This is a genomic window from Ruegeria sp. BHSA163, assembly GCF_059613365.1.
Window position 1 is genome coordinate 50,351 of record NZ_JBXWSJ010000026.1, and the last position, 19,582, is coordinate 69,932.

Genomic DNA, 19,582 nt, shown 5'->3' on the forward strand with positions numbered 1-19,582 from the left:
CCTCCCTAACTTACGGCTCAAAGCCAGTTGATGTCGTTGAAACCACGGTCGATGTATCCGCCTTGGCTAAAGCTCTCGCCCTCGTAGCCAAAGATCGGCCAGACCGCCTTCTGGTTGTAAAGGCCGGTCACAAGACCGCCGCGGATTTGCTGGAAGAACGCGCTGTCTTCCATCCCGCGCAGGATATCAACGCGGTCGCGCTCCCAGCCAACGTCCAGATAACTTGCGTGGCCCTTGCCCTGCGCGGCAGCATTCAGCGCCGCGATGCCCGCCTCGATGTTTTCGGCGGCTTCGGCGGCATCATACCCTTTGACGGCGACCACGTAGAATTCGTCCCCCACCTTGTCATGCGGGTAGATATCGCGTGCCATCTGCACGAGCGTTGCGAAGGTTTCAGGCTTGAGTGCTGTCGTCTCCATCGCCCAGGCAGCGTCCTTCGCGGCCATAAACCCAGTGCCCACCACGAACGATGCGCCTGCGGCCGTCGCGCGCGACAGAAGCTGTCGCCTCGTCAGCCCCTTGGGGCCTTCGGTGTTTGTCATTTTTGATCCTCCCTTGATCATTTGAAGCGCCCCCCACGTTCCAGAACTTCGATCTGGTATCCGTCGGGGTCTGCGACGAAGAAAAACCTCGCGACAAGCTCGCCCGCGGGCGCAAATTCGACGAGTTTACGGGGTGAAAGCCCTTCGGCTTCGAAGCGGGCATGTTCCGCGTCAAGATCCTCGACCGAAACGGCAAGGTGGCCATATCCGTCGCCCAGATCGTAAGGCTCGGTACGGTCCTTGTTGATCGTCAGTTCAACCTCGAACTCTTGTCCGGGATTGCTCATGTAGACCAGCGTGAAATCCGGAAAATCCAGACGATCAGCGACAGTCAATCCGAAGGCTTTCGTGTAGAATTCTACCGACCGTGCTTCATCTAGGACACGGATCATCGAATGGATGGTTTTGGCCAAAACGCCGCCTCCCTCTGTGATTCCAGTAGAAATCAGGGTAGCTGCCGATTTGGTGGACCTTGGTAGTATGACTATACTACCTCGACAATTTTAGACCCGACAGAATTGCTCTTATTCCGCCGCGATCGTCGTGGTGGGCTCGGGCCGGGAGATTTCCATGAATTTCAAGCAAGCGCTTCGCAGAAGTGATGTAAAGTTCTCGGGCTCACCGCGCAACTCGAGAACTTCGGAATGAAGCTTGGAGATAAATATCGGCGTGCTCACTCCGTCGCGCTCGGCAATCTGGTCGAGAATGTCCCAGAATGCTTTTTCGAGGCGGATGCTGGTGCTTTGCCCATTCAAGCGCAAACGACGCGTGTGACTGGTGTACCGTTCCGGATCTTGTCCGGCAAAGACATGACACATGACGATTCCTCCCAAGTATCGGCCATTTTGCCTGAAAAGAAGGCAATGCGACTCAATCCATAAAATTTCGTATACGAAATACCTTATGCTGTCTATATACACGCAAAAATAGCACGTGCCTGAAGGAGCTGACATGGACTCGATCGAGCCCAAGAAAACATTGGTAAAGCAGGTGTATGATATCCTTCTGGACGCCATCTGTACCGGCGAGCTCGCTCCTGGGGAACGGCTCAATCAGGACGAGATTGCTACGCGGCTGAACGTGTCACGGCAGCCGGTAAACAGCGCCATTTCCATACTAAAGGCGAACGATTTCGTGTGCGACACCGGACGGCGCGGCGTCGTGGTTGCGGGCGTGGATAATGATCAGTTCGAGTCGATCTACGAGTTTCGCGCCGTTGTTGAACCCTTTGCGACCCGACTTGCCGCGGAACGTATCGGAGACGACGCAGACTATGAGGCGCAAAACATCCTGCGCGAGGGCCGTGCAGCTATCGAAGCGCGAGACATCAAGAGACTCCTGAATGCCGACGTCCACTTTCACGAAATCATCTATCGCTGGAGCGGCAACCACGTCATCGAAGCATCGATGCGCGCGAACTGGCCGCACATGCTGCGCTCGATGGTCGAGGTGCTGCGCGAACCGGACGCCGCACGGCAGTCGTGGAACGATCACGAGCGCATCTTAAAGGCCCTGCTCGCGCGCGACGGCGAGGCCGCAGCGAATGCAATGGGCGAGCATATCGGCCTTGCATTCGAAAAGACGAGAAAGGTGTTTCAATAAATCCAAGTGGCGGCGAAACCGAAGCCGCGGCTGCCGATTGGTGTCTAGGCTGATGGTTGCATTGCCCCATGCTGGCAAGGTGTTTGCCAATCAAGCGCGTCTTCAGCCAGACTGCGTTGGAGCACGCGACCTTGAAAAAGTTTGACGTCCGTGCCTGGAAAGACCGAGCCAGCCGTTTGGTCAATGCTTTGATAGGGCTGTCCGCTGACCGAAGCATTAGTTATCTCAGGGCTTCTTGCGCCGCCAGACCTGGTGCATTGAAAACAATAGTGCGTTCCTGGCTACAGCACTTGAATGGCGGCTTTGTCCCGCATCTCGGACTTAGACGCCCTTGAGGCCATTGTCCGGTTCTGCCGTAAGCCGACATAGAGACGTCAAAGCGGACGTTGCAGCGATGCCGGTTAGTATCGGTTGTCTGGTATCAGGCGCTTTTCAGTCATCTGACAGAAAGGCTCAGGTGACCGCGTTGAGCCCGACACGGACATCACCCGCAACAACTATTACCCTCTTGGATTGGCGGGCAAGCGACGGTGCCATAGGAACAGTAAACGCAGCAATCCCCGGGCAACGGCTTCAAAACGGTATTGCAGGCAGTGCATTCATAGAACCACTGACACGCATCGGTCGGCATCGTTTCCACTGTCGCGTGGCCGCACTCAGGACAAGTAATTTTGCTTTCCAAGGTCATATTCAGATCATTCATTTCGTCACATCAGGGTTATGAGGTAGTCGTTTATTCGGGCTTCGTTGAAAACGATAACCCAAGCGAGGATGGTCAATATGGTGCTTCCAACCAGCCATCCTTTCAGGTGCGCCAGCGTCCCTTTACGGGCTGCGATAACCCAAGCGAATAGCTGCATGATAGATGCCGCCGCGAGCACGTAGTAGCTCGCAGCGGCGATCGTGCCGAACACGGCCAACCAGCTTCCACCAAGCCCCAACAACATCATTGTCATTGGAAGCACACAGCATGTTGCAACGCCTATAGCAGATATTGACCCTGCATAGCTTGCCAAAAGAGATTTTCTCATGCCCGCGATGCCCTCCACAACGCAAACATCGTGCGGGTTGCTTCTGCTTCCCAAAGCGGAGCCGTGGCCGCCACAAGGAATAATGCACTTGTGGCAATCAAAATGGTGAGAGTAGAGCGCCGGTGGGACACACACGCCGGCCTTTTCCAAGCCCGGTACCATGCCCAAAGAAGAACCAAGCCCACGGCGAGCACGATTGGAACGCGATATGCCACAAACGGGCCAAGATATAACAGCCACGTACCGCCAAGGCCGATGATCGAAAACGCAATGGGCAAGACACAGCAAGAGGCAGATACAAGTGCCAGCATGCCTGCCGCGCCGATCAGGATGCGGCTTGGACCTTTGTCGCTTTCTTCCGAAGTGTTTTCGACGCTTGTTTCCATGCGTGACGTTATGCATCCTGTAGCTACTACAGGATCAACAGGGAAAATGTTCACATGATCGCGATTGGTGAAGCGGCAAGGCAGAGCGGCGTATCTATAGAGACAATCCGCTATTACGAACGAGAGGGTGTCGTGCCTTTGCCGCGCCGCGCTTCCAACGGGAGGCGTGTGTACTCCGAAAAGGACGTTGGGCGGCTCCGGTTTATCAGGCGATGCCGTGATCTTGGTTTCACAATTGCTGAGGCCAAAAATCTTTTGTCCTTGTCAGAAGGCGATAACGAAGACTGCGCTGCCGTTCGGCAAATCGGCACCCGTCATCTGGACGAGGTTCGCTCCAAAATTGCCGAGTTGAGAGCATTAGAGGCCGCACTTGAAGAACTGACAGCAAATTGCCGAGCAGGCTCTGTGTCGTGTCAGATGTTGGAAGAGTTGGCACGATGAAAGGAGATATTTTGGCTTTGATCACATTCATTGGCGCGCCTCCACACTACGGATGTTGGCGGAATGCACGGCAAGTGACTGCTTCGAACCCAAGGCAACCGATGCTGCGCCCGCGACCAACGGCCGCCGACGGTTTTGCCGTCGACTGCGCTGAGGTTACTTATCCACCATGACGGAAGCTCAGATCTCTGACGTTATACCAATTCGCTACCGTGTTTCGGGCATGGACTGTGCCAAAGATGCCGCACAGATTGAACGTGCTGCTCAGACCGCAGGAATTCCGCCAGACGCGGTGAAGGTGTCTGCGGCTACGCATATCATGACCCTCAAAGTGCCAGAGGCGCGGCTCCCCGTGATTGAAAGAGCAATCGCAACGACGGGTTACGGATTTGATCGCATCGGGGACGGCGTGGACGCTCAGCTCGGAGCGGTGCACCAAGACCCGGCTTACCGATCCGCTCTATGGATCGTCGTCCTTCTCAATGTCGGCTATGGTGTCGTTGAGATGGTCGTTGGTTTTCTCGCAGGGTCACAGGCTCTCAAGGCGGACGCGCTCGACTTTATAGGCGACGGCCTCATCACATTTCTCGGCCTGCTCGCAATCGGTTGGAGCCTTGCGTGGCGGGCGCGGTCTGCACTGATCCAAGGCGTTTTTCTCGGCTTGCTAGGTTTTGGTGTGCTTGCGACGACGGTTTGGAGAGTTTTCACCCAAACCATGCCAGACGCGACCCTGATGGGCTTATTTGGGATTGTCGCTCTCGTCGTAAACGTTCTCGCTGTACTGCCACTCATGAGGTTTCGCAAAGGGGATGCAAATATGCGGGCCGTTTGGCTGTTCTCCCGAAACGACGCGATCGGCAACGCAGCCGTAGTAGTGGCGGCGATTTTTGTCGCGTGGCTCGGCAGTGGTTGGCCGGACTTGATCGTTGCCTTTGGAATTGCTGGACTGTTCTTGCACTCCGCGTGGTCAATTATCCGCGATGCTCGGGCAGATCTGAAAGCTGCAAGTTAGCCCGAATGAGGGGACATTCAGTTTGTGTTTTTCAAAGCAGGCTTTGTCCGCATGTCGGACGTAGTCTTAATTTTTGCGAGTGGCCGGCTTGCTTCAATGGTGTCTTAGGCTTCTGAAATATATTGCTAATTTATCGGTAACCTTGATGATAACGCGATCAGCATCAAATGATGTACCGCGGGTTCGAATCCGATGCGCCCATGCGGCTGAGCATCTGAATGAGCAGCGCTTTCTTGGTTTTGGGTTTCGGCGATCGTGTCATTTGGCCTTCTCCTTTTGGTTCACGCAGGCTGAAAGTGACCCTGCTACCGAGGAGAGCCCGGAGACCCGGGCGGAAAAGGCGCGGCGCAACATTGGGTACGTCGCAACATGGACAGTACCGCTCTGTTTGGCTCACAAGTCCAGTGGAAGAATGACCGCTTAACGCAGAAAAGCCGTCATCTGATAAAAATAGTCAGATGACCGAGTCGAGCCCAATGCGGACCTCGCCTGTGTTCATACTGGAATAAACTTGGCGGAGTACGGCGCCCAATTGTCATTCCATGGTCTGGCCTGTTCAAGCTCGTAAGAAAGCTCAACCAGCGTGGCGTCGTTTCCGGCTGCTGCATGGAACATAGAGCCCACCGGCATGTTTGTTTCAGAGGAGAATGAAACCGGAAGTGAGATAGCGCAATCGCCCACGGCATTCACCGGAGAAGCCAGCGCCAGCAAATTCTCAAGAAGATGGGCTTTGGACGCGAAGTCGTCACGGTGGCTGACCGCATTTCGCTTCAGTGTCTCGGAAGGGGAAGTGGCACTAAAGATAACGTCATGGTTCGCAAAAACTTCAGCAAATTTGGCCGAAATGTCATTGAAATAATTCAAACCTTCCTGACGTTGTTCCGGGGAATAAGACTGCCCCTCCAGCATCGTTGTTGCCGTCCAGTTGGACAGGAGCCCGGTCTCAAGCGATGACTGACCGCTGATACCGCGCGCCAAGGAGAGTAGCGGCGCAAACTTTGGCAAAAACGCATAGCGGAACATGCGAAGATACTCGGTTCCGTCAATTGGATGATCGATTTCAGTGACTTCGTGCCCGAGTTCACGCAGCAATTCTGCGACAGCGTCCTGCGCACGCACAATGGCAGCGACTGGCTCAACACCTTTGGTACCCATCCGCGCGTAGGCGACCTTCAGACGGCGCTTCGATGGTCCTTCTATGAAACCGATCGGAGGAAACGGGCCGACCTTGTCTTCGCAGACATCTATAAGTGCAGCAGCATCGCGCACGGTTCTACAAATCGGTCCATTCGTCTTGAACGTATCGTGGCTGCCGTCCTGTTCGCCTGACATCATGCGGCCCCGAGAGGGCTTGAAACCAATGACATTGCAGGCGCTGGCGGGAAGCCTGTTTGACCCACCGCCATCTGTGCCATGCACAAGCGGTACTATTCCCGCTGCAACCGCACAGGCCGCGCCAGAACTTGAGGCATTGCACGAATAGTCAAGGTTCCAAGGATTGATAGCCATCCCGTAGAGTTCGCTGTCAAGACCGTTGGCGAACTCGGGGGCAACGGTTGTTCCGATCATGTTAAGCCCTGATGCTTCCAGAGCCTCGACATAGGCGACGGACTTCTGCGGAATATTCGTCGCCCAAAGCCGGGAGCCATCTGTCCGTCTGACACCCCCGACATCAACCATGTCTTTAAGCATCGTTGGCACACCGGCGAAAAACGTATCCGGGGATATTTCTCGCGCTTTTTCCAGCGCGCGGTCAAAGGTAGGTGTCGCCACACAATTGACTATGGGGTTCAGTGCTTCAATCCGGCGGATAACCCGCTCGACGAGTTCGACCGCAGAGATTTCCTTCGTTTTTACAAGTTGCGCTAGCCCGACTGCATCGTATTCGACCAGGTCGTCAAGTTGCCGCGTTCCGGCAAATACAGAAGTTGACGAAAGGCTCACATTGCCAAGAAGGGCACCAGTTGCCCCAACTGCTCCTAGGAAATTGCGGCGCGTCAGGCGTTTTTTGGGAAATGCCAAGGGATCGGCCTCCGGTTCATGATCGACGACAAACATCTGAACTGTTACATGCCGCACCGAAAATGTGAACCGAAGCTGCGACAAATGTAATGTCTGTGAACTCTGTATTTTAAGGCTGAGTGCAGACGAAAATAGCGCGACGGACGGGCTGCATGTTGGTCAATTGCTTTCACGCTCCAAGCACTATTTGACTGTGACCGCTTAGTCCGCAGAGCGGTCGTAGCCAAGATTTCGGCGAGTGTCCGCTCTTCGCGAGAGCTGCCTTTAAAGATGGAGTGCAGTTACAGACCTATTGCTCGGTATTGGTGAACTTAAGTTCACCGGTTGTTTAAAGAAAACTGAACTTACCGCAGGAATTGAAAGCTGATGTCGCACATGTCGCCATGTCGCACCATGACGAAACTACATTCCAAAAAATTCAAATTTTGTGTGTTTGAACAATTGGCGTTGCACACTCTTTAGCTAAGAATATTCCAAGGTGCACCTAGGCGTTCCGACTTCCAAAGTGGGAATTGTAGTGGGAACGCGCTTTTTGAAAGGCAATTTTTTAATTTAAAATCAATAATTTAATTGATTTATCTGGCGCACCTGAGAGGATTCGAACCTCTGGCCTCTGCCTTCGGAGGGCAGCGCTCTATCCAACTGAGCTACAGGTGCCTTGGTGGTTAGGTATCTTTCTTCCCAGCGGGGTGCAACTGAAAATACGCGTGCAATCGCTTGGTATCCAACACGGATCAAGCAAAAAGATCATGCGCAAGTTCAAGGGCATCTATAAGCGTGTCAACTTCTTCCGTCGTGTTGTAAAGACCAAAACTCGCCCGGCAGGTCGCGGTCACCCCCAAGAAATCCATTAGCGGTCCAGCACAATGGTGACCAGCGCGAACCGCGACACCTTTTTTGTCCAGTATTGTCGAAACGTCATGCGCGTGCCCTGCCCCATCCAGAGTAAAGCTAAAGATCGCAGCCTTTGTCGGAGTAGAGCCCTGAACCTGTAACCAATTCAAACCAGTCAATCGCTTCATAGCATAATCGCGCAACCCAGCTTCGTGGGACGCGATGGCATCCATCCCAAGATCCATCATGTAATCCAGGGCGGCACCTAGACCAATCGTCTGAACGATCCCCGGTGTTCCGGCTTCAAACTTCATTGGAGGATCATTGTAGACAACTTGATCCTTGGAAACCTCCTTGATCATGTCTCCGCCGCCGATAAAGGGTCGCATTTCGGCCATGCGTTCAGACTTAATGTAGATCGCTCCAGATCCCGACGGCCCATAAAGTTTATGTCCGGTAATAGCATAGAAATCACATCCGATATCCGGCAAGTCGACTGGCATGTGAACCGCGCCTTGGCTGCCATCTACCAAAACGGGAACTCCCTTGGCGTGCGCTCCTTGCGTGACCGCTTTGACATCTACAACGGTTCCCAAAACGTTCGAACAGTGAGTTACCGCGACAAGCTTGGTCCGCGGTCCTATCGCATCAATCACTGCCTGCGGATCGAGATACCCATTGGCGTCAACATCGACCCACTTCAGCACAACGCCTTGTCTTTCACGCAGAAAATGCCAAGGCACGATATTCGCGTGGTGCTCCATAACGCTCAAAACGATTTCGTCACCAGCTTGAAGTCTGGGCATCGCCCAACCATAGGCAACCAAGTTGATCCCTTCCGTCGTGCCAGAGTTCAGAACGATTTCATTCTCATCCCTGACCCCAAGAAAACGGGCAATTGTTCCGCGAACGGACTCATATTTTTCAGTGGCCAAATTCGACAAATAGTGCAGACCACGGTGTACGTTTGAATATTCATATGAGTAAGCCTGTGTAATTGCGTCAATAACCACCTGAGGCTTCTGAGCTGATGCTCCGTTATCGAGATATGTCAACGGCTTACCGTTCACCTCTCGAGACAGAATTGGAAAATCGGTTCGAACTTTTTGAACATCATACATAAGCCGGAGTTCCCAACATTGGCCCCCCAACAAGGGACAACAGAACGATTACAATTACAGCAATTGCAAGCGCAGATAGAACCAAAACACCCAACGCTTTGAGCGGCGATCCAAAGCGATGCGCCTGATCAATGAAATGCACGACGACGTACAGCATGAATAGCGCGGCTGCGAATGCCAAAACTGCGAAAAGGCCCGGCATAATCAACATAAGGATCAAGCTGAATACCTGAACCAATACCCTGAAGAATTGCATCCAAACCATAAGGATCATTACGTCTTCAAATGACCCTGTTCCGCCCAACAAGCGACCAACCTGATAAACTGCCGCGATACTAAGTAACAGGCTGCCACCAGCAAGCACGACATAAAGCACTAATGATCCAGCCAGGGCTTGCAGATCGGGGTCCTGCAGCGGAGCAAGCATGTTCGAAACGACATGCACCAAGCTGTTCAGCACAATAGCAAGAGCGAGCCCGAGCCACAGTGTTTCACGATTGAGTTTTAGTGCCAAAAGCTGACGAGCAGCCTCGGCAGGGTTCGTTACTGTGGTCATCACCAACGCACGCAAGGAAATACCAGTCATGCGGAACTACCTTCTGCCCGGATAAGTCCAGATATCCAAAACCACATAAACACGCCAAACCACACTAGGCCCGTCATAGTTTGCGTGGGACCCGGGCCAATAAAACCGGCAACCAGGCCGTTCAGCAAAATCAAAGGAGAAGAAGCGAGCAGCGCCCAGAACAACGACAACCGCGCGCCGAACCAATTCCCACTGCCCCCGAATATTCGTGCCACAAGATGCGTAAGCCCAGCCAGGAAATACAGAACCAGCGGCATACAAATCACCCAAGCGAACAGACTGCCTGCCAACAACGCATTCAGTTCTTGACCGGAAATATGAGCTTCGCGCGCAAGACGTGGCGTATCGGCCACAAAAACGATCGCGCAGGCTATCATGGCGATTGCTAGCGCCCTGTCCTCGCGCGGACCCATGTCTAAAAGACGACGCACGACGCGACCCGGACCGCGATACATGGCCACGATATCCCGCGTAACTGGCATCAGCGGCGACGCGCCAGCCAATCTTTCAACCTTGACACTATAACGTCAGCCAGATCTTCATCCTCGATCTCCTCGACCGCTTCGGCGAGGAACGCAAGTGTCAACATATCAGTGGCATCTTCGGTCGGTACTCCGCGTGACCGCAGGTAGAAAAGAGCGGTTTCATCGATTGCGCCCGAAGTTGAACCATGCGAACAAGCGACGTCGTCGGCATAAATCTCTAACTCAGGTTTAGCCAGGAATTGACTGTCATCGTCTAACAGAAGCGATTGGCTGATTTGATAGCCATCTGTTTTCTGTGCGCCTTCTTTGACCAGAATCTTACCTTGGAAAACGCCGGTGGCGCCGTTGCGAAGCACTTTCTTGAAAACTTGCCTGCTTTCGCAATTCACCGCGTCGTGAGTGATAAAGACTGTGTCATCGTGATGAAAATCTCCGTCGCCAACACAGGCGCCCGAAACATGAGCAACTGCATCATCTCCGGTCAGTTCGACAACTTGTTCATTGCGGGTCAAAACGCCGTTTACGGTTAGTGTAAACGACTTGTAGACCGCTTCACTCCCCATGCGAGTGAACATGTGCGTCGCGGCCCGGCGCTGATGGTCACGACCCTGTGCGCGGATATGATGCAGCGTCCCACCATCGGCGATGTCAATCTCCATGCATTTATTGAAACGCGAGGCGGCGGGCCCGTTCTCAAGAATTGTTACCTCAGCATCAGTTTCTACCCGCACAATGTGGTGCAGAATGGCATCTGAGGTTTCAGACTCGTGCCTGTAGATCAGGCTGATCGGTTTCGAAGGCTTACCTGTTACATGGATAGCCACACCGTCGGTTGCAAATGCTGTATTCAACGCAGCCAAAGGACGCTTTACAGGTTTTTGACCCCTTGCTTCAAGTACGCCGTATAACTCCTTTGCCCAATGGATATCTTTGCAGCAGATATCTTCCAGCCGATCGATCTTGACGCCTTCTAATTCCAGTTCATCCGATGCATCAGGGCTGAAAACACCGTCAACGAAAACGATCTTCAGCCTATCGAACTCACTGAACAGCATGGGTTCGTCATTGTGAAACACCGCAGCTGGCGGCGCTTCTGCAGAAACCAAAGTATCTGGTCGCGTGTATTTCCAGTACTCATCCCGACGGCCAGGCAATCCCATTTCCCGCACGCGGGACAAAGCGGCCACGCGCGCTTTGCGGGTACAACCGGCGTCAGGCATTGTCAGCGATGTCAGCCGCTCTTCCGTTGCAGTCTGATTTGGTTGTGGCAAAGCCATCAGTTCACCTCTGCCAAAATGTCGCCATAGCCATTGTGCTCAACTTCCAGCGCCAGTTCCGGGCCACCAGATTTAACGATCTGGCCATCGGCCATGATATGCACCACATCGGGTTTGATGTGATCCAACAGGCGTTGGTAGTGCGTGATCACCAAAAAGCTGCGCCCTTCATCACGTAATGCGTTCACTCCTTCAGAAACCAGTTTCATTGCATCGACGTCGAGACCTGAATCCGTTTCGTCAAGAATGCACATCTTCGGTTCCAGCATTGCCATCTGAAGGATTTCGTTGCGCTTTTTCTCGCCTCCAGAAAATCCGACGTTGACAGGGCGTTTGAGCATATCAGCATCGATCTTTAATGCTTTTGCTTTTGCCCGGATGTCTTTCAGAAACTCCGCTGCCGACAACTCCTCTTCACCCCGCGCTTTGCGTTGGGCGTTCACGGCGGTGCGCAGGAAAGTCATGTTGCCTACACCAGGAATTTCAACCGGGTATTGAAACGCCAGAAACAGGCCTGCTGCTGCACGCTCTTCTGGCTCCAATTCCAGCAAATCATCACCGTCCAAGGTGGCAGAGCCCTGCGTCACCTCATATCCGTCCCTACCTGACAGAACGTAGCTGAGTGTGGATTTGCCCGAGCCATTCGGGCCCATAATCGCATGAACTTTCCCGGCCTCGACTTTCAGATCGACACCTTTGAGGATTTCTTTTTCCTCTTCCTCAAGTTTGACGTGCAGGTTGTTGATTTCCAGCATTTTTTGCCCTTTTTGAGTATCGCAAGGGGCCACTCGGCCCCGATATATTGGTATCGGCAAGTGAGGCGTTAACCCACTGAACCTTCGAGGCTAATTGCAACCAGTTGCTGTGCTTCCATCGCAAATTCCATCGGCAGCGCCTGCAGGACATCTTTGCAAAAGCCATTTACAACAAGTGCCACAGCCTCTTCTTCGTCCATGCCACGCTGACGGCAATAAAAAAGCTGATCGTCGTCGACCTTGGACGTTGTGGCTTCATGTTCAACACGCGATGAATTGTTACGCACTTCGATGTAAGGCACTGTGTGCGCACCACATTTGTCGCCGATCAACAGGCTGTCGCACTGCGTGTAATTCCGTGAATTCTTGGCCTTAGGGTGCATCGAAACAAGTCCGCGATAGGTATTCTGAGCCTTGCCAGCGCTGATGCCTTTGGAAACAATCCGCGACTTTGTATTCTTGCCCAGATGCACCATCTTGGTGCCGGTATCGGCCTGCTGCATGTTGTTGGTGATGGCGATCGAGTAGAACTCACCCTGGCTGTCATCGCCGCGCAGGATGCAAGAAGGGTACTTCCAGGTAACAGCAGAACCTGTTTCAACTTGCGTCCACATCACCTTGGACCTGTCACCCCGGCAATCGGCCCGTTTGGTCACAAAGTTATAGATGCCACCTTTGCCGTTCTCGTCGCCCGGGAACCAGTTCTGAACGGTCGAGTACTTAACCTCGGCGTCTTCTTCGACGATGATCTCTACCACAGCTGCGTGCAACTGCGCTGTATCACGCTGCGGAGCCGTGCACCCCTCAAGATAAGACACGTAAGAGCCTTTATCAGCAATGATCAACGTACGTTCGAATTGACCTGTATTTTCTGCATTTATGCGGAAATAAGTGCTCAGCTCCATCGGACAGCGAACGCCCGGCGGAACGTATACGAACGACCCATCCGAAAACACCGCTGAGTTCAGCGTTGCATAGAAGTTGTCAGATACCGGGACTACCGTACCCAAGTACTTTTTGACCAAATCCGGGTGTTCCTTAATCGCCTCAGATATAGAGCAAAAGATGACGCCCGCCTTTTTCAGCTCTTCTTGGAAGGTCGTGCCAACTGAGACCGAGTCAAACACTGCATCAACGGCTACCTTACGCCCTTCGGCGGGCATGTTTTCAGCCCCTTCCACGCCGGCCAAAATCATCTGTTCTTTCAGAGGGATACCAAGCTTTTCGTAAGTGGCCAGAAGTTTCGGATCAACCTCATCCAGTGACTTCGGCTTCACTTCCATCGACTTCGGCCGGGCATAGTAATACTGATCCTGGAAATCGATTTTTGGGTAGTGCACCATTGCCCAAGTCGGCTCATCGATTTTGGTCCAACGTTCAAACGCTGCCAAACGCCATTCGGTCATCCATTCAGGTTCTTCATTTTTCTCGGAAATCAGCCGGACTATATCTGGGTTCACGCCCTTGGGCGCATATTCCATTTCGATATCAGTGTCCCAGCCATACTTATAGGTTCCGACTTCGCGAACCGCGTCAACGGTTTCCTGATCGACACCCTCTTTTACCTGGGTCTGGTCCAAGGCGGCCATTAGATACCCTCCGTCAGATCACGCGGCTCGCGCGCGATGCTTTTTCTCTTTTTCCAGCCACGTTTCCGCGAAACGAAGCACATTTTCTTCGGTCGTCTCAGGGCCCAGCGACACGCGAATCGCGCTGGCTGCAATCCCCTCGTCAAAACCCATTGCAGTCAACACCGCACTGGCGCGGACCTTACCACTTGAACACGCCGAGCCTGCGCTAATCGCGAACCCCGACAAATCCATCTGCATAACCTGCGTTTCGCCTTTCCATCCGGGTGTGGCAAAACACGATGTGTTCGGCAGACGATCCTGATCTTTCCCGACAAAAATAGTCGCTTGTGACCCGGCCTCAAGGGCCTTTTCTAGAATATTTCTAAATTCTGCAACCCTTTGCCATACACCATTTGCCAAATCTCGTGCCGATGCCTCCGCCGCGGCGCCGAATCCGGCAATCCCGACAACGTTTTCGGTTCCAGATCGACGGCCCATTTCTTGCCCGCCGCCCTTTATTTGTGGGGCAAGGTCTGTGCCGCGTTTCATCACGATTGCACCAATTCCTTTAGGACCGCCAAGCTTATGCGCGGAAATCAGTGCAATTTGCGCGCCCAACCAGTTGAAGGCGATCGGCAACTTGCCAAATGCCTGGGTCGCATCTGTAACGGCAAGCCCGTTAGGTAAATTCTGAACAATTCCTGTTTCGGAATTTGCCAACTGCAATGTGGAATTTATGGGATCGTCAATTGTCACGATACCGCTGGAGGAAACGGGTAAAACCTCATCAGTCCATGCCCTTACCGCGTCATGTTCAATTGCAGCACTTTGCAGTTGCCGCCCTTGCAGCGCCAAGGCGGCCGCTTCAGTTGCCCCGGAAGTGAAAACAACGTCAGCACCATCGGCGCCAAAAGCATTAGCAATCTGTGCCCTGGCTTTTTCCACCAAGGATTTCGCAGCTCTTCCCTCGGCATGAACGGATGATGGGTTTCCAACAAAATCCATTGCTTGAATCATCGCCGCCCTTGCCTCGGATCTTAGTGGAGCAGCCGCATTATGATCCAGATAAACACGTTTCATGAATGCATCTTTTCTTGAATTGGGCTTGAGCTTGTTTGCATAATCGCGCGTCGCTTTCTTTTCAGTCGTCCACGACTGCAAATAGGGTCGGCACTGCAGGACAAGGTGCGAGATCGTTTCTTATTACATCTGACAGCCGCGTTTGATGAAGGAAAACATAGACGTGGGCACTTAGACTTTCCCACAACCGATTCGTTAGCGATTGTGCGCGGCTGCCTGAAGAACCGCCCGAAGCGCCAGCCCCTTTGTGCATTGCATCAACTGTCTCGTCGACCGCGGCAAGTATTTCGACCACACGAATGTCTGACGCTGGACGCGCCAGGCGGTATCCACCTCCGGGGCCGCGTACCGATGCAACAAGATCTGCTCGCCGAAGTTTAACAAACAACTGCTCCAAATAAGGCAACGAGATATCCTGGCGCTCGGAAATCTCACCCAAAGTGACCAACTGATCAGACGGTTGTAAGGCGATATCGGCAAGAGCGACCATTGCATAGCGACCTTTAGTCGAAAGCTTCATATCGTACCCTCGCGGTAAGATCAGTGCGAAAACATTGACGCCGCCGCAGCCAGTGCGTATCTCCGACTGACAGCGCTATTGCGCACAGTGAAATAATTAGAACCGTTCTAAGGTGCCCACGGATTACCGTCAAGCGTATCCCGGCGCCAACGAGAAAAAGACAGGACAAAAGCCCATATGCCCGAGGTGATTTTTCCCGGACCCGAAGGCCGCCTTGAAGGCCGCTACCACCCACAGAAGGAAAAAGACGCACCGATTGCGATTGTTCTGCACCCGCACCCACAATTTGGCGGGACCATGAACAACAAGGTGGTCTACAATTTGCACTACGCCTTTTACAACATGGGCTTTACCGTACTGCGGTTCAACTTCCGTGGCGTTGGGCGAAGCCAGGGGGAATATGACCAGGGCGTAGGCGAGTTGAGCGATGCCGCCTCAGCGTTGGATTATCTTCAGTCCATGAACAACAACTCGAAACATTGCTGGGTTGCCGGCTTCTCGTTTGGTGCGTGGATTGGAATGCAGCTATTGATGCGCCGACCAGAAATTACCGGATTTATCAGTGTGTCGCCGCCTGCCAATATGTATGACTTTTCGTTTTTGGCGCCCTGCCCATCCTCGGGCTTGATAATCAATGGTTCTGCGGACCGTGTAGCCCCACCTGCCGATACGACGGCCTTGGTGAATAAACTGCACGAACAGAAAGGCATCACTATCACTCATAACGAGGTGGCGGGTGCTGACCATTTCTTTCAGGATCGCCACATGGACACTTTGATTACCGAGGTGACCGAATACGTGAAACGCAGGCTGACTGAGAATACACGCTAATGTCAGACACCATTACCACATTGGCAGCAAAATTGGCCGAAGACACCATGAAGGTAATGGATGAAACCGGCGAAGACCGTTTCTTTGTCGAGGTCGGAGAAGTTTTGGCCGCCGCGTCGCAAACTTTGGAGGAGGCCTTTTTGACGGAAATCCGTGTCCGTATGGCTGAACGCAAAGCTCGGCAGTTCGTAGTTAAACGACTGACAGAGCATAGGTCGCGACTTAAGGCGATCGCGAAGCAATAATTGCCAATATAACTGAACCGCAAAAAGGAGCTAAAAAGCTCCTTTTTTATTGTCTGCCAATATAGTGCAAAACCCGAACACGTATTTTCGATCTAAAGCTCTGGCCCGAGCAATTATTGACGAAAAACTCACCGAAAAGTCGTTAGAGTCGAGATCGCGGTGACGAATTCTACAAAACAAGCCATTCAAGAATTCAATAGATAATCATTAACGAACGACTGCGTTACAACGCTCTCTCTTTAGCTATTGGCTGTCCAACTTTCTTGGCTCAAAGAAACTACTGGACGGAAACCAGTCAATTCCTTCTTGTTTGCCTTCACTATGGGTATCGCCGGTTTCATTTCCAGTATGCCACCTACCCTGTCAATGTGACCCTTTTCGGATATCTCTGGCAATTGATCGCGGGTAGGGGCTGGAAACTTTGTCCGTGCCGCGTTATGCGCCCGTCAACTTCCCGTTCAAAGGCATACCTCTCATGGACCTGCGTAATATCGCGATCATCGCCCACGTCGACCACGGCAAAACAACTCTTGTGGACGAACTGCTCAAACAGTCCGGAGCATTCCGGGAAAATCAGGCTGTCGCTGAACGTGCAATGGACAGCAATGACCTAGAGCGCGAGCGTGGTATAACGATTTTGGCCAAAGCAACGTCAGTGGAATGGAAAGGTACGCGCATCAACATCGTTGACACCCCGGGTCACGCGGATTTCGGCGGCGAGGTCGAACGCATCCTTAGCATGGTGGACGGCGTTGTGCTCCTGGTAGACGCCGCCGAGGGGCCGATGCCGCAAACCAAGTTTGTAACGTCAAAAGCCCTCGCCCTCGGACTTCGCCCAATCGTTGTGCTGAACAAAGTCGACAAACCCGATGCCGAACCAGATCGTGCATTGGACGAATGCTTTGACTTGTTCGCAAATCTGGGCGCAGACGATGACCAGCTGGACTTTCCGGCAATGTACGCTTCGGGTAGGTCCGGTTGGGCTGATATGGACCTTGACGGACCGCGCAAGGATTTGACCGCCTTGTTTGACCTAATTGTCGACCACGTTCCAGCGCCCCAGCAAGCATCGCATAAGGACGAACCCTTTCGTATGTTGGCGACCACTCTGGGCAGTGACCCCTTTATTGGCCGAATTCTGACGGGTCGCGTAGAAAGCGGCACTCTTAAAGCTGGCGAAAGCCTTAAAGCACTTAGCCGCGATGGAACTCTGATAGAGAATTTTCGCGCTTCCAAAATTTTGGCGTTCAGGGGCCTCAGCCAGCAGGCCATCGACTTAGCTGAGGCGGGTGACATTGTAACCATTGCTGGGATGAGCAAGGCTACAGTGGCTGACTCCCTTGTTGCACCTCAGGTTGACGAGGCCCTACCCGCCCAGCCGATCGATCCCCCGACCATATCCGTCACTTTTGGCATCAATGACTCACCTCTGGCCGGGCGCGACGGCAAGAAAGTGCAATCTAGGGTAATTCGCGACAGGTTAATTAAAGAAGCTGAATCCAACGTGGCCATTCGAATAACGGATACCCCCGGCGGAGAGGCCTTCGAAGTTGCGGGCCGCGGCGAACTTCAGATGGGTGTATTGATTGAGAACATGCGCCGCGAAGGATTTGAGCTTAGCATTTCGCGCCCTCAAGTTCTGTTTCGTGAGGAAGACGCGCAGCGCTTGGAGCCGATCGAAGAAGTTACTATCGACGTTGATGACGAATATTCTGGCGCCGTGATCGAAAAAATAACTGGGGCCCGGAAAGGAGAGCTGGCCGAAATGCGACCGGCTGGTGCTGGCAAAACCCGGATTATTGCGCTGGTTCCATCACGTGGTTTGATCGGATACCAAGGGGAGTTTCTGACGGACACCCGCGGAACAGGCGTTCTGAACCGCGTTTTTCACGGATGGGCACCACACAAGGGGCCTATTCCGGGGCGACGTGCCGGTGTTCTGATCTCAATGGAGAAAGGACAAGCCGTAGCTTACGCTCTTTGGAACCTAGAAGAACGTGGCAGAATGTTCGTCGGGCCGCAAACCGAGGTCTATCAAGGCATGGTGATAGGTGAGCATTCCCGGGAGAATGATCTTGAAGTAAACCCGCTTAAGGGCAAAAAACTGACCAATGTCCGGGCCAGCGGTTCAGATGATGCAGTGCGCCTGACACCGCACATCCAGTTCTCGCTGGAGGAAGCCATTGCATATATTGATGACGATGAATTGGTCGAAGTCACTCCAAATGCGGTTCGTCTGCGCAAAAGATTTTTGGATCCGCATGAACGCAAGCGCATTGCCAAATCCGATTGAGAAGGATCGAGAAATTGTCGTCATAATTGAAACAATTTCGCAGTTGCGACATATTTACTTCCAGACTTGGGAAACCAAAAAAAAATCAGCCAAATACGACGGCGGGCTTTTCCTTTTGATTTTTATACATTTTTCAGCACCGAGCGCCTTTCTTTACCAAGTTTAATTTTAGCAAGTATTGAAAATGCGTCGCAGGATGAATGTAATTCTAATTGAAGTACAGTATTGAGTTTATGCGTACAACGTGCGGCACCGGGTTGTGGTGCGACCAGTATGGTAACGAGTTCCGAAGGAGTGACGACATGCGCGTGAAATACCGACTATTATCTTTAGTATTTGTGTCCGCAACCTTTCCTTTAATTAGTACCGGTGCGGCTCAAGCGGAAGAATGTAGCGTCAAAACGGCCCGAAAGTCCGTGTCGTCCGAGACATTGTGTGGGTGTACAGTCGTCGACCAACGAATGCTGCGTTATATTCAGCGACGCGCAGATTTCGAAGACATCTTAGCTCGTACACTTCAGACTTGCCCTTCTTTCGCGGCCTTACTAACCGACTTACCTACAGCTTCAAGCAACGGGTTCTCTCAACGATCCGGCGACGGGCCTGCTGACGAGACAGAAGGTAATGGCAGCGGTAGCGGTAGCGGCAGCGGTAGTGGCAGCGGTAGTGGCAGCGGCAGCGGTAGTGGCAGCGGTAGCGGTAGTGGCAGCGGTAGCGGTAGCGGCAGCGGTAGTGGCAGCGGTAGCGGTAGTGGCAGCGGTAGCGGTAGCGGCAGCGGTAGCGGCAGCGGTAGTGGCAGCGGCAGCGGTAGTGGCAGCGGCAGCGGTAGTGGCAGCGGTAGTGGCAGCGGTAGCGGTAGCGGCAGCGGTAGTGGCAGCGGCAGCGGTAGTGGCAGCGGCAGCGGTAGTGGCAGCGGTAGCGGTGGCGGCAGCGGTAGTGGCAGCGGTA

23 protein-coding genes and 1 tRNA gene are annotated in these 19,582 nt (G+C 53.1%); 8 read left to right on the top strand and 16 right to left on the bottom strand.

All coding sequences use genetic code 11. The features are described 5' to 3' along the window. Positions 1-17: 17 nt before the first annotated feature. The 3 genes from AC2FNV_RS13465 to AC2FNV_RS13475 all read right to left on the bottom strand — a co-directional run bounded on the left by AC2FNV_RS13465 (position 18) and on the right by AC2FNV_RS13475 (position 1,360). Complete coding sequence (locus tag AC2FNV_RS13465) at positions 18-542, bottom strand: Twin-arginine translocation pathway signal (RefSeq protein ID WP_496773593.1); 525 nt, start codon at positions 540-542, stop codon at positions 18-20. 17 nt (positions 543-559) lie between these two features. Further along, positions 560-955, bottom strand: coding sequence for a VOC family protein (locus AC2FNV_RS13470; RefSeq protein ID WP_496773594.1), 396 nt, complete (start codon positions 953-955; stop codon positions 560-562). 111 nt (positions 956-1,066) lie between these two features. Beyond that, positions 1,067-1,360: a ribbon-helix-helix domain-containing protein gene (locus tag AC2FNV_RS13475; RefSeq protein ID WP_496773596.1), complete on the bottom strand. Its 294-nt coding sequence runs from the start codon at positions 1,358-1,360 to the stop codon at positions 1,067-1,069. A gap of 133 nt (positions 1,361-1,493) precedes the next feature. Between AC2FNV_RS13475 and AC2FNV_RS13480 the strand changes: the two genes are divergently transcribed. After that, the gene (locus tag AC2FNV_RS13480; protein WP_496773598.1) at positions 1,494-2,144 is read left to right on the top strand and encodes a GntR family transcriptional regulator; all 651 of its coding nucleotides are present in this window, start codon (positions 1,494-1,496) and stop codon (positions 2,142-2,144) included. 484 nt (positions 2,145-2,628) lie between these two features. Here the strand turns inward: AC2FNV_RS13480 and AC2FNV_RS13485 are convergent, their stop codons facing one another. From AC2FNV_RS13485 to AC2FNV_RS13495, 3 genes are read right to left on the bottom strand one after another with little or no spacing between them, the layout of a single operon-like run. Beyond that, positions 2,629-2,847: a GDCCVxC domain-containing (seleno)protein gene (locus AC2FNV_RS13485; protein WP_496773600.1), complete on the bottom strand. Its 219-nt coding sequence runs from the start codon at positions 2,845-2,847 to the stop codon at positions 2,629-2,631. Between the two features lie 4 nt (positions 2,848-2,851). Then, positions 2,852-3,175: a hypothetical protein gene (locus AC2FNV_RS13490; protein ID WP_496773602.1), complete on the bottom strand. Its 324-nt coding sequence runs from the start codon at positions 3,173-3,175 to the stop codon at positions 2,852-2,854. Further along, positions 3,172-3,561 (bottom strand): hypothetical protein, encoded by a 390-nt coding sequence (locus AC2FNV_RS13495; RefSeq protein ID WP_496773604.1) that lies wholly within the window; start codon positions 3,559-3,561, stop codon positions 3,172-3,174. The genes AC2FNV_RS13490 and AC2FNV_RS13495 overlap by 4 nt, the downstream gene beginning before the upstream one ends. A gap of 54 nt (positions 3,562-3,615) precedes the next feature. Here AC2FNV_RS13495 and AC2FNV_RS13500 point away from each other — a divergent pair, with 54 nt between their 5' ends. Genes AC2FNV_RS13500 through AC2FNV_RS13510 form a run of 3 tightly spaced genes read left to right on the top strand, consistent with a single transcriptional unit; the run spans position 3,616 to position 5,014 of the window. Next, on the top strand, positions 3,616-4,002 hold the full coding sequence (locus tag AC2FNV_RS13500) for a MerR family transcriptional regulator (RefSeq protein WP_496773606.1): 387 nt from the start codon (positions 3,616-3,618) through the stop codon (positions 4,000-4,002). Then, a complete protein-coding gene (locus AC2FNV_RS13505; RefSeq protein WP_496773608.1) occupies positions 3,999-4,175 on the top strand; it encodes a hypothetical protein in 177 nt (58 codons plus the stop codon). The genes AC2FNV_RS13500 and AC2FNV_RS13505 overlap by 4 nt, the downstream gene beginning before the upstream one ends. Then, on the top strand, positions 4,172-5,014 hold the full coding sequence (locus tag AC2FNV_RS13510; protein ID WP_496773609.1) for a cation efflux transmembrane domain-containing protein: 843 nt from the start codon (positions 4,172-4,174) through the stop codon (positions 5,012-5,014). Before AC2FNV_RS13505 ends, AC2FNV_RS13510 begins: the two co-directional genes overlap by 4 nt. A 495-nt stretch (positions 5,015-5,509) precedes the next feature. Here the strand turns inward: AC2FNV_RS13510 and AC2FNV_RS13515 are convergent, their stop codons facing one another. From AC2FNV_RS13515 to iscR, 10 genes are all read right to left on the bottom strand, one after another. Continuing rightward, on the bottom strand, positions 5,510-7,036 hold the full coding sequence (locus AC2FNV_RS13515) for an amidase (protein WP_170611169.1): 1,527 nt from the start codon (positions 7,034-7,036) through the stop codon (positions 5,510-5,512). 580 nt (positions 7,037-7,616) lie between these two features. Next, positions 7,617-7,693 (bottom strand) — tRNA-Arg (locus AC2FNV_RS13520). 77 nt (positions 7,694-7,770) lie between these two features. After that, positions 7,771-8,991 carry a cysteine desulfurase gene (locus tag AC2FNV_RS13525; protein ID WP_170481891.1) on the bottom strand — a complete coding sequence of 407 codons (1,221 nt, stop codon included), beginning with the start codon at positions 8,989-8,991 and terminating at the stop codon, positions 7,771-7,773. Continuing rightward, positions 8,984-9,577 carry a YIP1 family protein gene (locus AC2FNV_RS13530; protein ID WP_170606989.1) on the bottom strand — a complete coding sequence of 198 codons (594 nt, stop codon included), beginning with the start codon at positions 9,575-9,577 and terminating at the stop codon, positions 8,984-8,986. Before AC2FNV_RS13530 ends, AC2FNV_RS13525 begins: the two co-directional genes overlap by 8 nt. After that, the gene (locus AC2FNV_RS13535; RefSeq protein ID WP_170606991.1) at positions 9,574-10,059 is read right to left on the bottom strand and encodes a YIP1 family protein; all 486 of its coding nucleotides are present in this window, start codon (positions 10,057-10,059) and stop codon (positions 9,574-9,576) included. Before AC2FNV_RS13535 ends, AC2FNV_RS13530 begins: the two co-directional genes overlap by 4 nt. Further along, positions 10,059-11,339, bottom strand: coding sequence for a Fe-S cluster assembly protein SufD (gene sufD / locus AC2FNV_RS13540; RefSeq protein WP_170606993.1), 1,281 nt, complete (start codon positions 11,337-11,339; stop codon positions 10,059-10,061). The genes AC2FNV_RS13535 and sufD overlap by 1 nt, the downstream gene beginning before the upstream one ends. Next, complete coding sequence (gene sufC / locus AC2FNV_RS13545; RefSeq protein WP_170606995.1) at positions 11,339-12,094, bottom strand: Fe-S cluster assembly ATPase SufC; 756 nt, start codon at positions 12,092-12,094, stop codon at positions 11,339-11,341. The genes sufD and sufC overlap by 1 nt, the downstream gene beginning before the upstream one ends. Positions 12,095-12,162: 68 nt before the next feature. Next, complete coding sequence (sufB, locus tag AC2FNV_RS13550) at positions 12,163-13,683, bottom strand: Fe-S cluster assembly protein SufB (protein ID WP_170481905.1); 1,521 nt, start codon at positions 13,681-13,683, stop codon at positions 12,163-12,165. Positions 13,684-13,701: 18 nt separating this feature from the next. Beyond that, positions 13,702-14,745, bottom strand: coding sequence for a cysteine desulfurase family protein (locus tag AC2FNV_RS13555; protein ID WP_170606997.1), 1,044 nt, complete (start codon positions 14,743-14,745; stop codon positions 13,702-13,704). 61 nt (positions 14,746-14,806) lie between these two features. Continuing rightward, positions 14,807-15,265 (bottom strand): Fe-S cluster assembly transcriptional regulator IscR, encoded by a 459-nt coding sequence (iscR, locus tag AC2FNV_RS13560; RefSeq protein ID WP_170606999.1) that lies wholly within the window; start codon positions 15,263-15,265, stop codon positions 14,807-14,809. Positions 15,266-15,442: 177 nt separating this feature from the next. On the opposite strand from iscR, the gene AC2FNV_RS13565 reads away from it, so the two are divergent. The 4 genes from AC2FNV_RS13565 to AC2FNV_RS13580 all read left to right on the top strand — a co-directional run. Further along, positions 15,443-16,096, top strand: coding sequence for an alpha/beta hydrolase (locus AC2FNV_RS13565; RefSeq protein WP_170481911.1), 654 nt, complete (start codon positions 15,443-15,445; stop codon positions 16,094-16,096). Next, complete coding sequence (locus AC2FNV_RS13570) at positions 16,096-16,341, top strand: hypothetical protein (RefSeq protein WP_170607001.1); 246 nt, start codon at positions 16,096-16,098, stop codon at positions 16,339-16,341. The genes AC2FNV_RS13565 and AC2FNV_RS13570 overlap by 1 nt, the downstream gene beginning before the upstream one ends. 475 nt (positions 16,342-16,816) lie before the next feature. Next, a complete protein-coding gene (gene typA / locus AC2FNV_RS13575) occupies positions 16,817-18,634 on the top strand; it encodes a translational GTPase TypA (RefSeq protein WP_170607019.1) in 1,818 nt (605 codons plus the stop codon). A 624-nt stretch (positions 18,635-19,258) separates the two neighbouring features. Then, positions 19,259-19,582, top strand: a 324-nt coding sequence (locus AC2FNV_RS13580) for a hypothetical protein (RefSeq protein WP_496773614.1), incomplete at its 3' end; no start/stop codon positions are given.

What these genes read in the sequence shown, in the direction of transcription:
- AC2FNV_RS13485 (WP_496773600.1), bottom strand. Translation starts at nt 2,847, where the DNA reads ATGAATGATCTGAATATGACCTTGGAAAGCAAAATTACTTGTCCTGAG.
- AC2FNV_RS13475 (WP_496773596.1), bottom strand. Translation starts at nt 1,360, where the DNA reads ATGTGTCATGTCTTTGCCGGACAAGATCCGGAACGGTACACCAGTCAC.
- AC2FNV_RS13500 (WP_496773606.1), top strand. Translation starts at nt 3,616, where the DNA reads ATGATCGCGATTGGTGAAGCGGCAAGGCAGAGCGGCGTATCTATAGAG.
- AC2FNV_RS13495 (WP_496773604.1), bottom strand. Translation starts at nt 3,561, where the DNA reads ATGGAAACAAGCGTCGAAAACACTTCGGAAGAAAGCGACAAAGGTCCA.
- sufC (WP_170606995.1), bottom strand. Translation starts at nt 12,094, where the DNA reads ATGCTGGAAATCAACAACCTGCACGTCAAACTTGAGGAAGAGGAAAAA.
- AC2FNV_RS13510 (WP_496773609.1), top strand. Translation starts at nt 4,172, where the DNA reads ATGACGGAAGCTCAGATCTCTGACGTTATACCAATTCGCTACCGTGTT.
- AC2FNV_RS13465 (WP_496773593.1), bottom strand. Translation starts at nt 542, where the DNA reads ATGACAAACACCGAAGGCCCCAAGGGGCTGACGAGGCGACAGCTTCTG.
- AC2FNV_RS13555 (WP_170606997.1), bottom strand. Translation starts at nt 14,745, where the DNA reads ATGAAACGTGTTTATCTGGATCATAATGCGGCTGCTCCACTAAGATCC.
- iscR (WP_170606999.1), bottom strand. Translation starts at nt 15,265, where the DNA reads ATGAAGCTTTCGACTAAAGGTCGCTATGCAATGGTCGCTCTTGCCGAT.
- AC2FNV_RS13530 (WP_170606989.1), bottom strand. Translation starts at nt 9,577, where the DNA reads ATGACTGGTATTTCCTTGCGTGCGTTGGTGATGACCACAGTAACGAAC.
- AC2FNV_RS13490 (WP_496773602.1), bottom strand. Translation starts at nt 3,175, where the DNA reads ATGAGAAAATCTCTTTTGGCAAGCTATGCAGGGTCAATATCTGCTATA.
- AC2FNV_RS13570 (WP_170607001.1), top strand. Translation starts at nt 16,096, where the DNA reads ATGTCAGACACCATTACCACATTGGCAGCAAAATTGGCCGAAGACACC.
- AC2FNV_RS13480 (WP_496773598.1), top strand. Translation starts at nt 1,494, where the DNA reads ATGGACTCGATCGAGCCCAAGAAAACATTGGTAAAGCAGGTGTATGAT.
- AC2FNV_RS13505 (WP_496773608.1), top strand. Translation starts at nt 3,999, where the DNA reads ATGAAAGGAGATATTTTGGCTTTGATCACATTCATTGGCGCGCCTCCA.
- AC2FNV_RS13565 (WP_170481911.1), top strand. Translation starts at nt 15,443, where the DNA reads ATGCCCGAGGTGATTTTTCCCGGACCCGAAGGCCGCCTTGAAGGCCGC.
- sufB (WP_170481905.1), bottom strand. Translation starts at nt 13,683, where the DNA reads ATGGCCGCCTTGGACCAGACCCAGGTAAAAGAGGGTGTCGATCAGGAA.
- AC2FNV_RS13535 (WP_170606991.1), bottom strand. Translation starts at nt 10,059, where the DNA reads ATGCCAGTTACGCGGGATATCGTGGCCATGTATCGCGGTCCGGGTCGC.
- AC2FNV_RS13525 (WP_170481891.1), bottom strand. Translation starts at nt 8,991, where the DNA reads ATGTATGATGTTCAAAAAGTTCGAACCGATTTTCCAATTCTGTCTCGA.
- sufD (WP_170606993.1), bottom strand. Translation starts at nt 11,339, where the DNA reads ATGGCTTTGCCACAACCAAATCAGACTGCAACGGAAGAGCGGCTGACA.
- typA (WP_170607019.1), top strand. Translation starts at nt 16,817, where the DNA reads ATGGACCTGCGTAATATCGCGATCATCGCCCACGTCGACCACGGCAAA.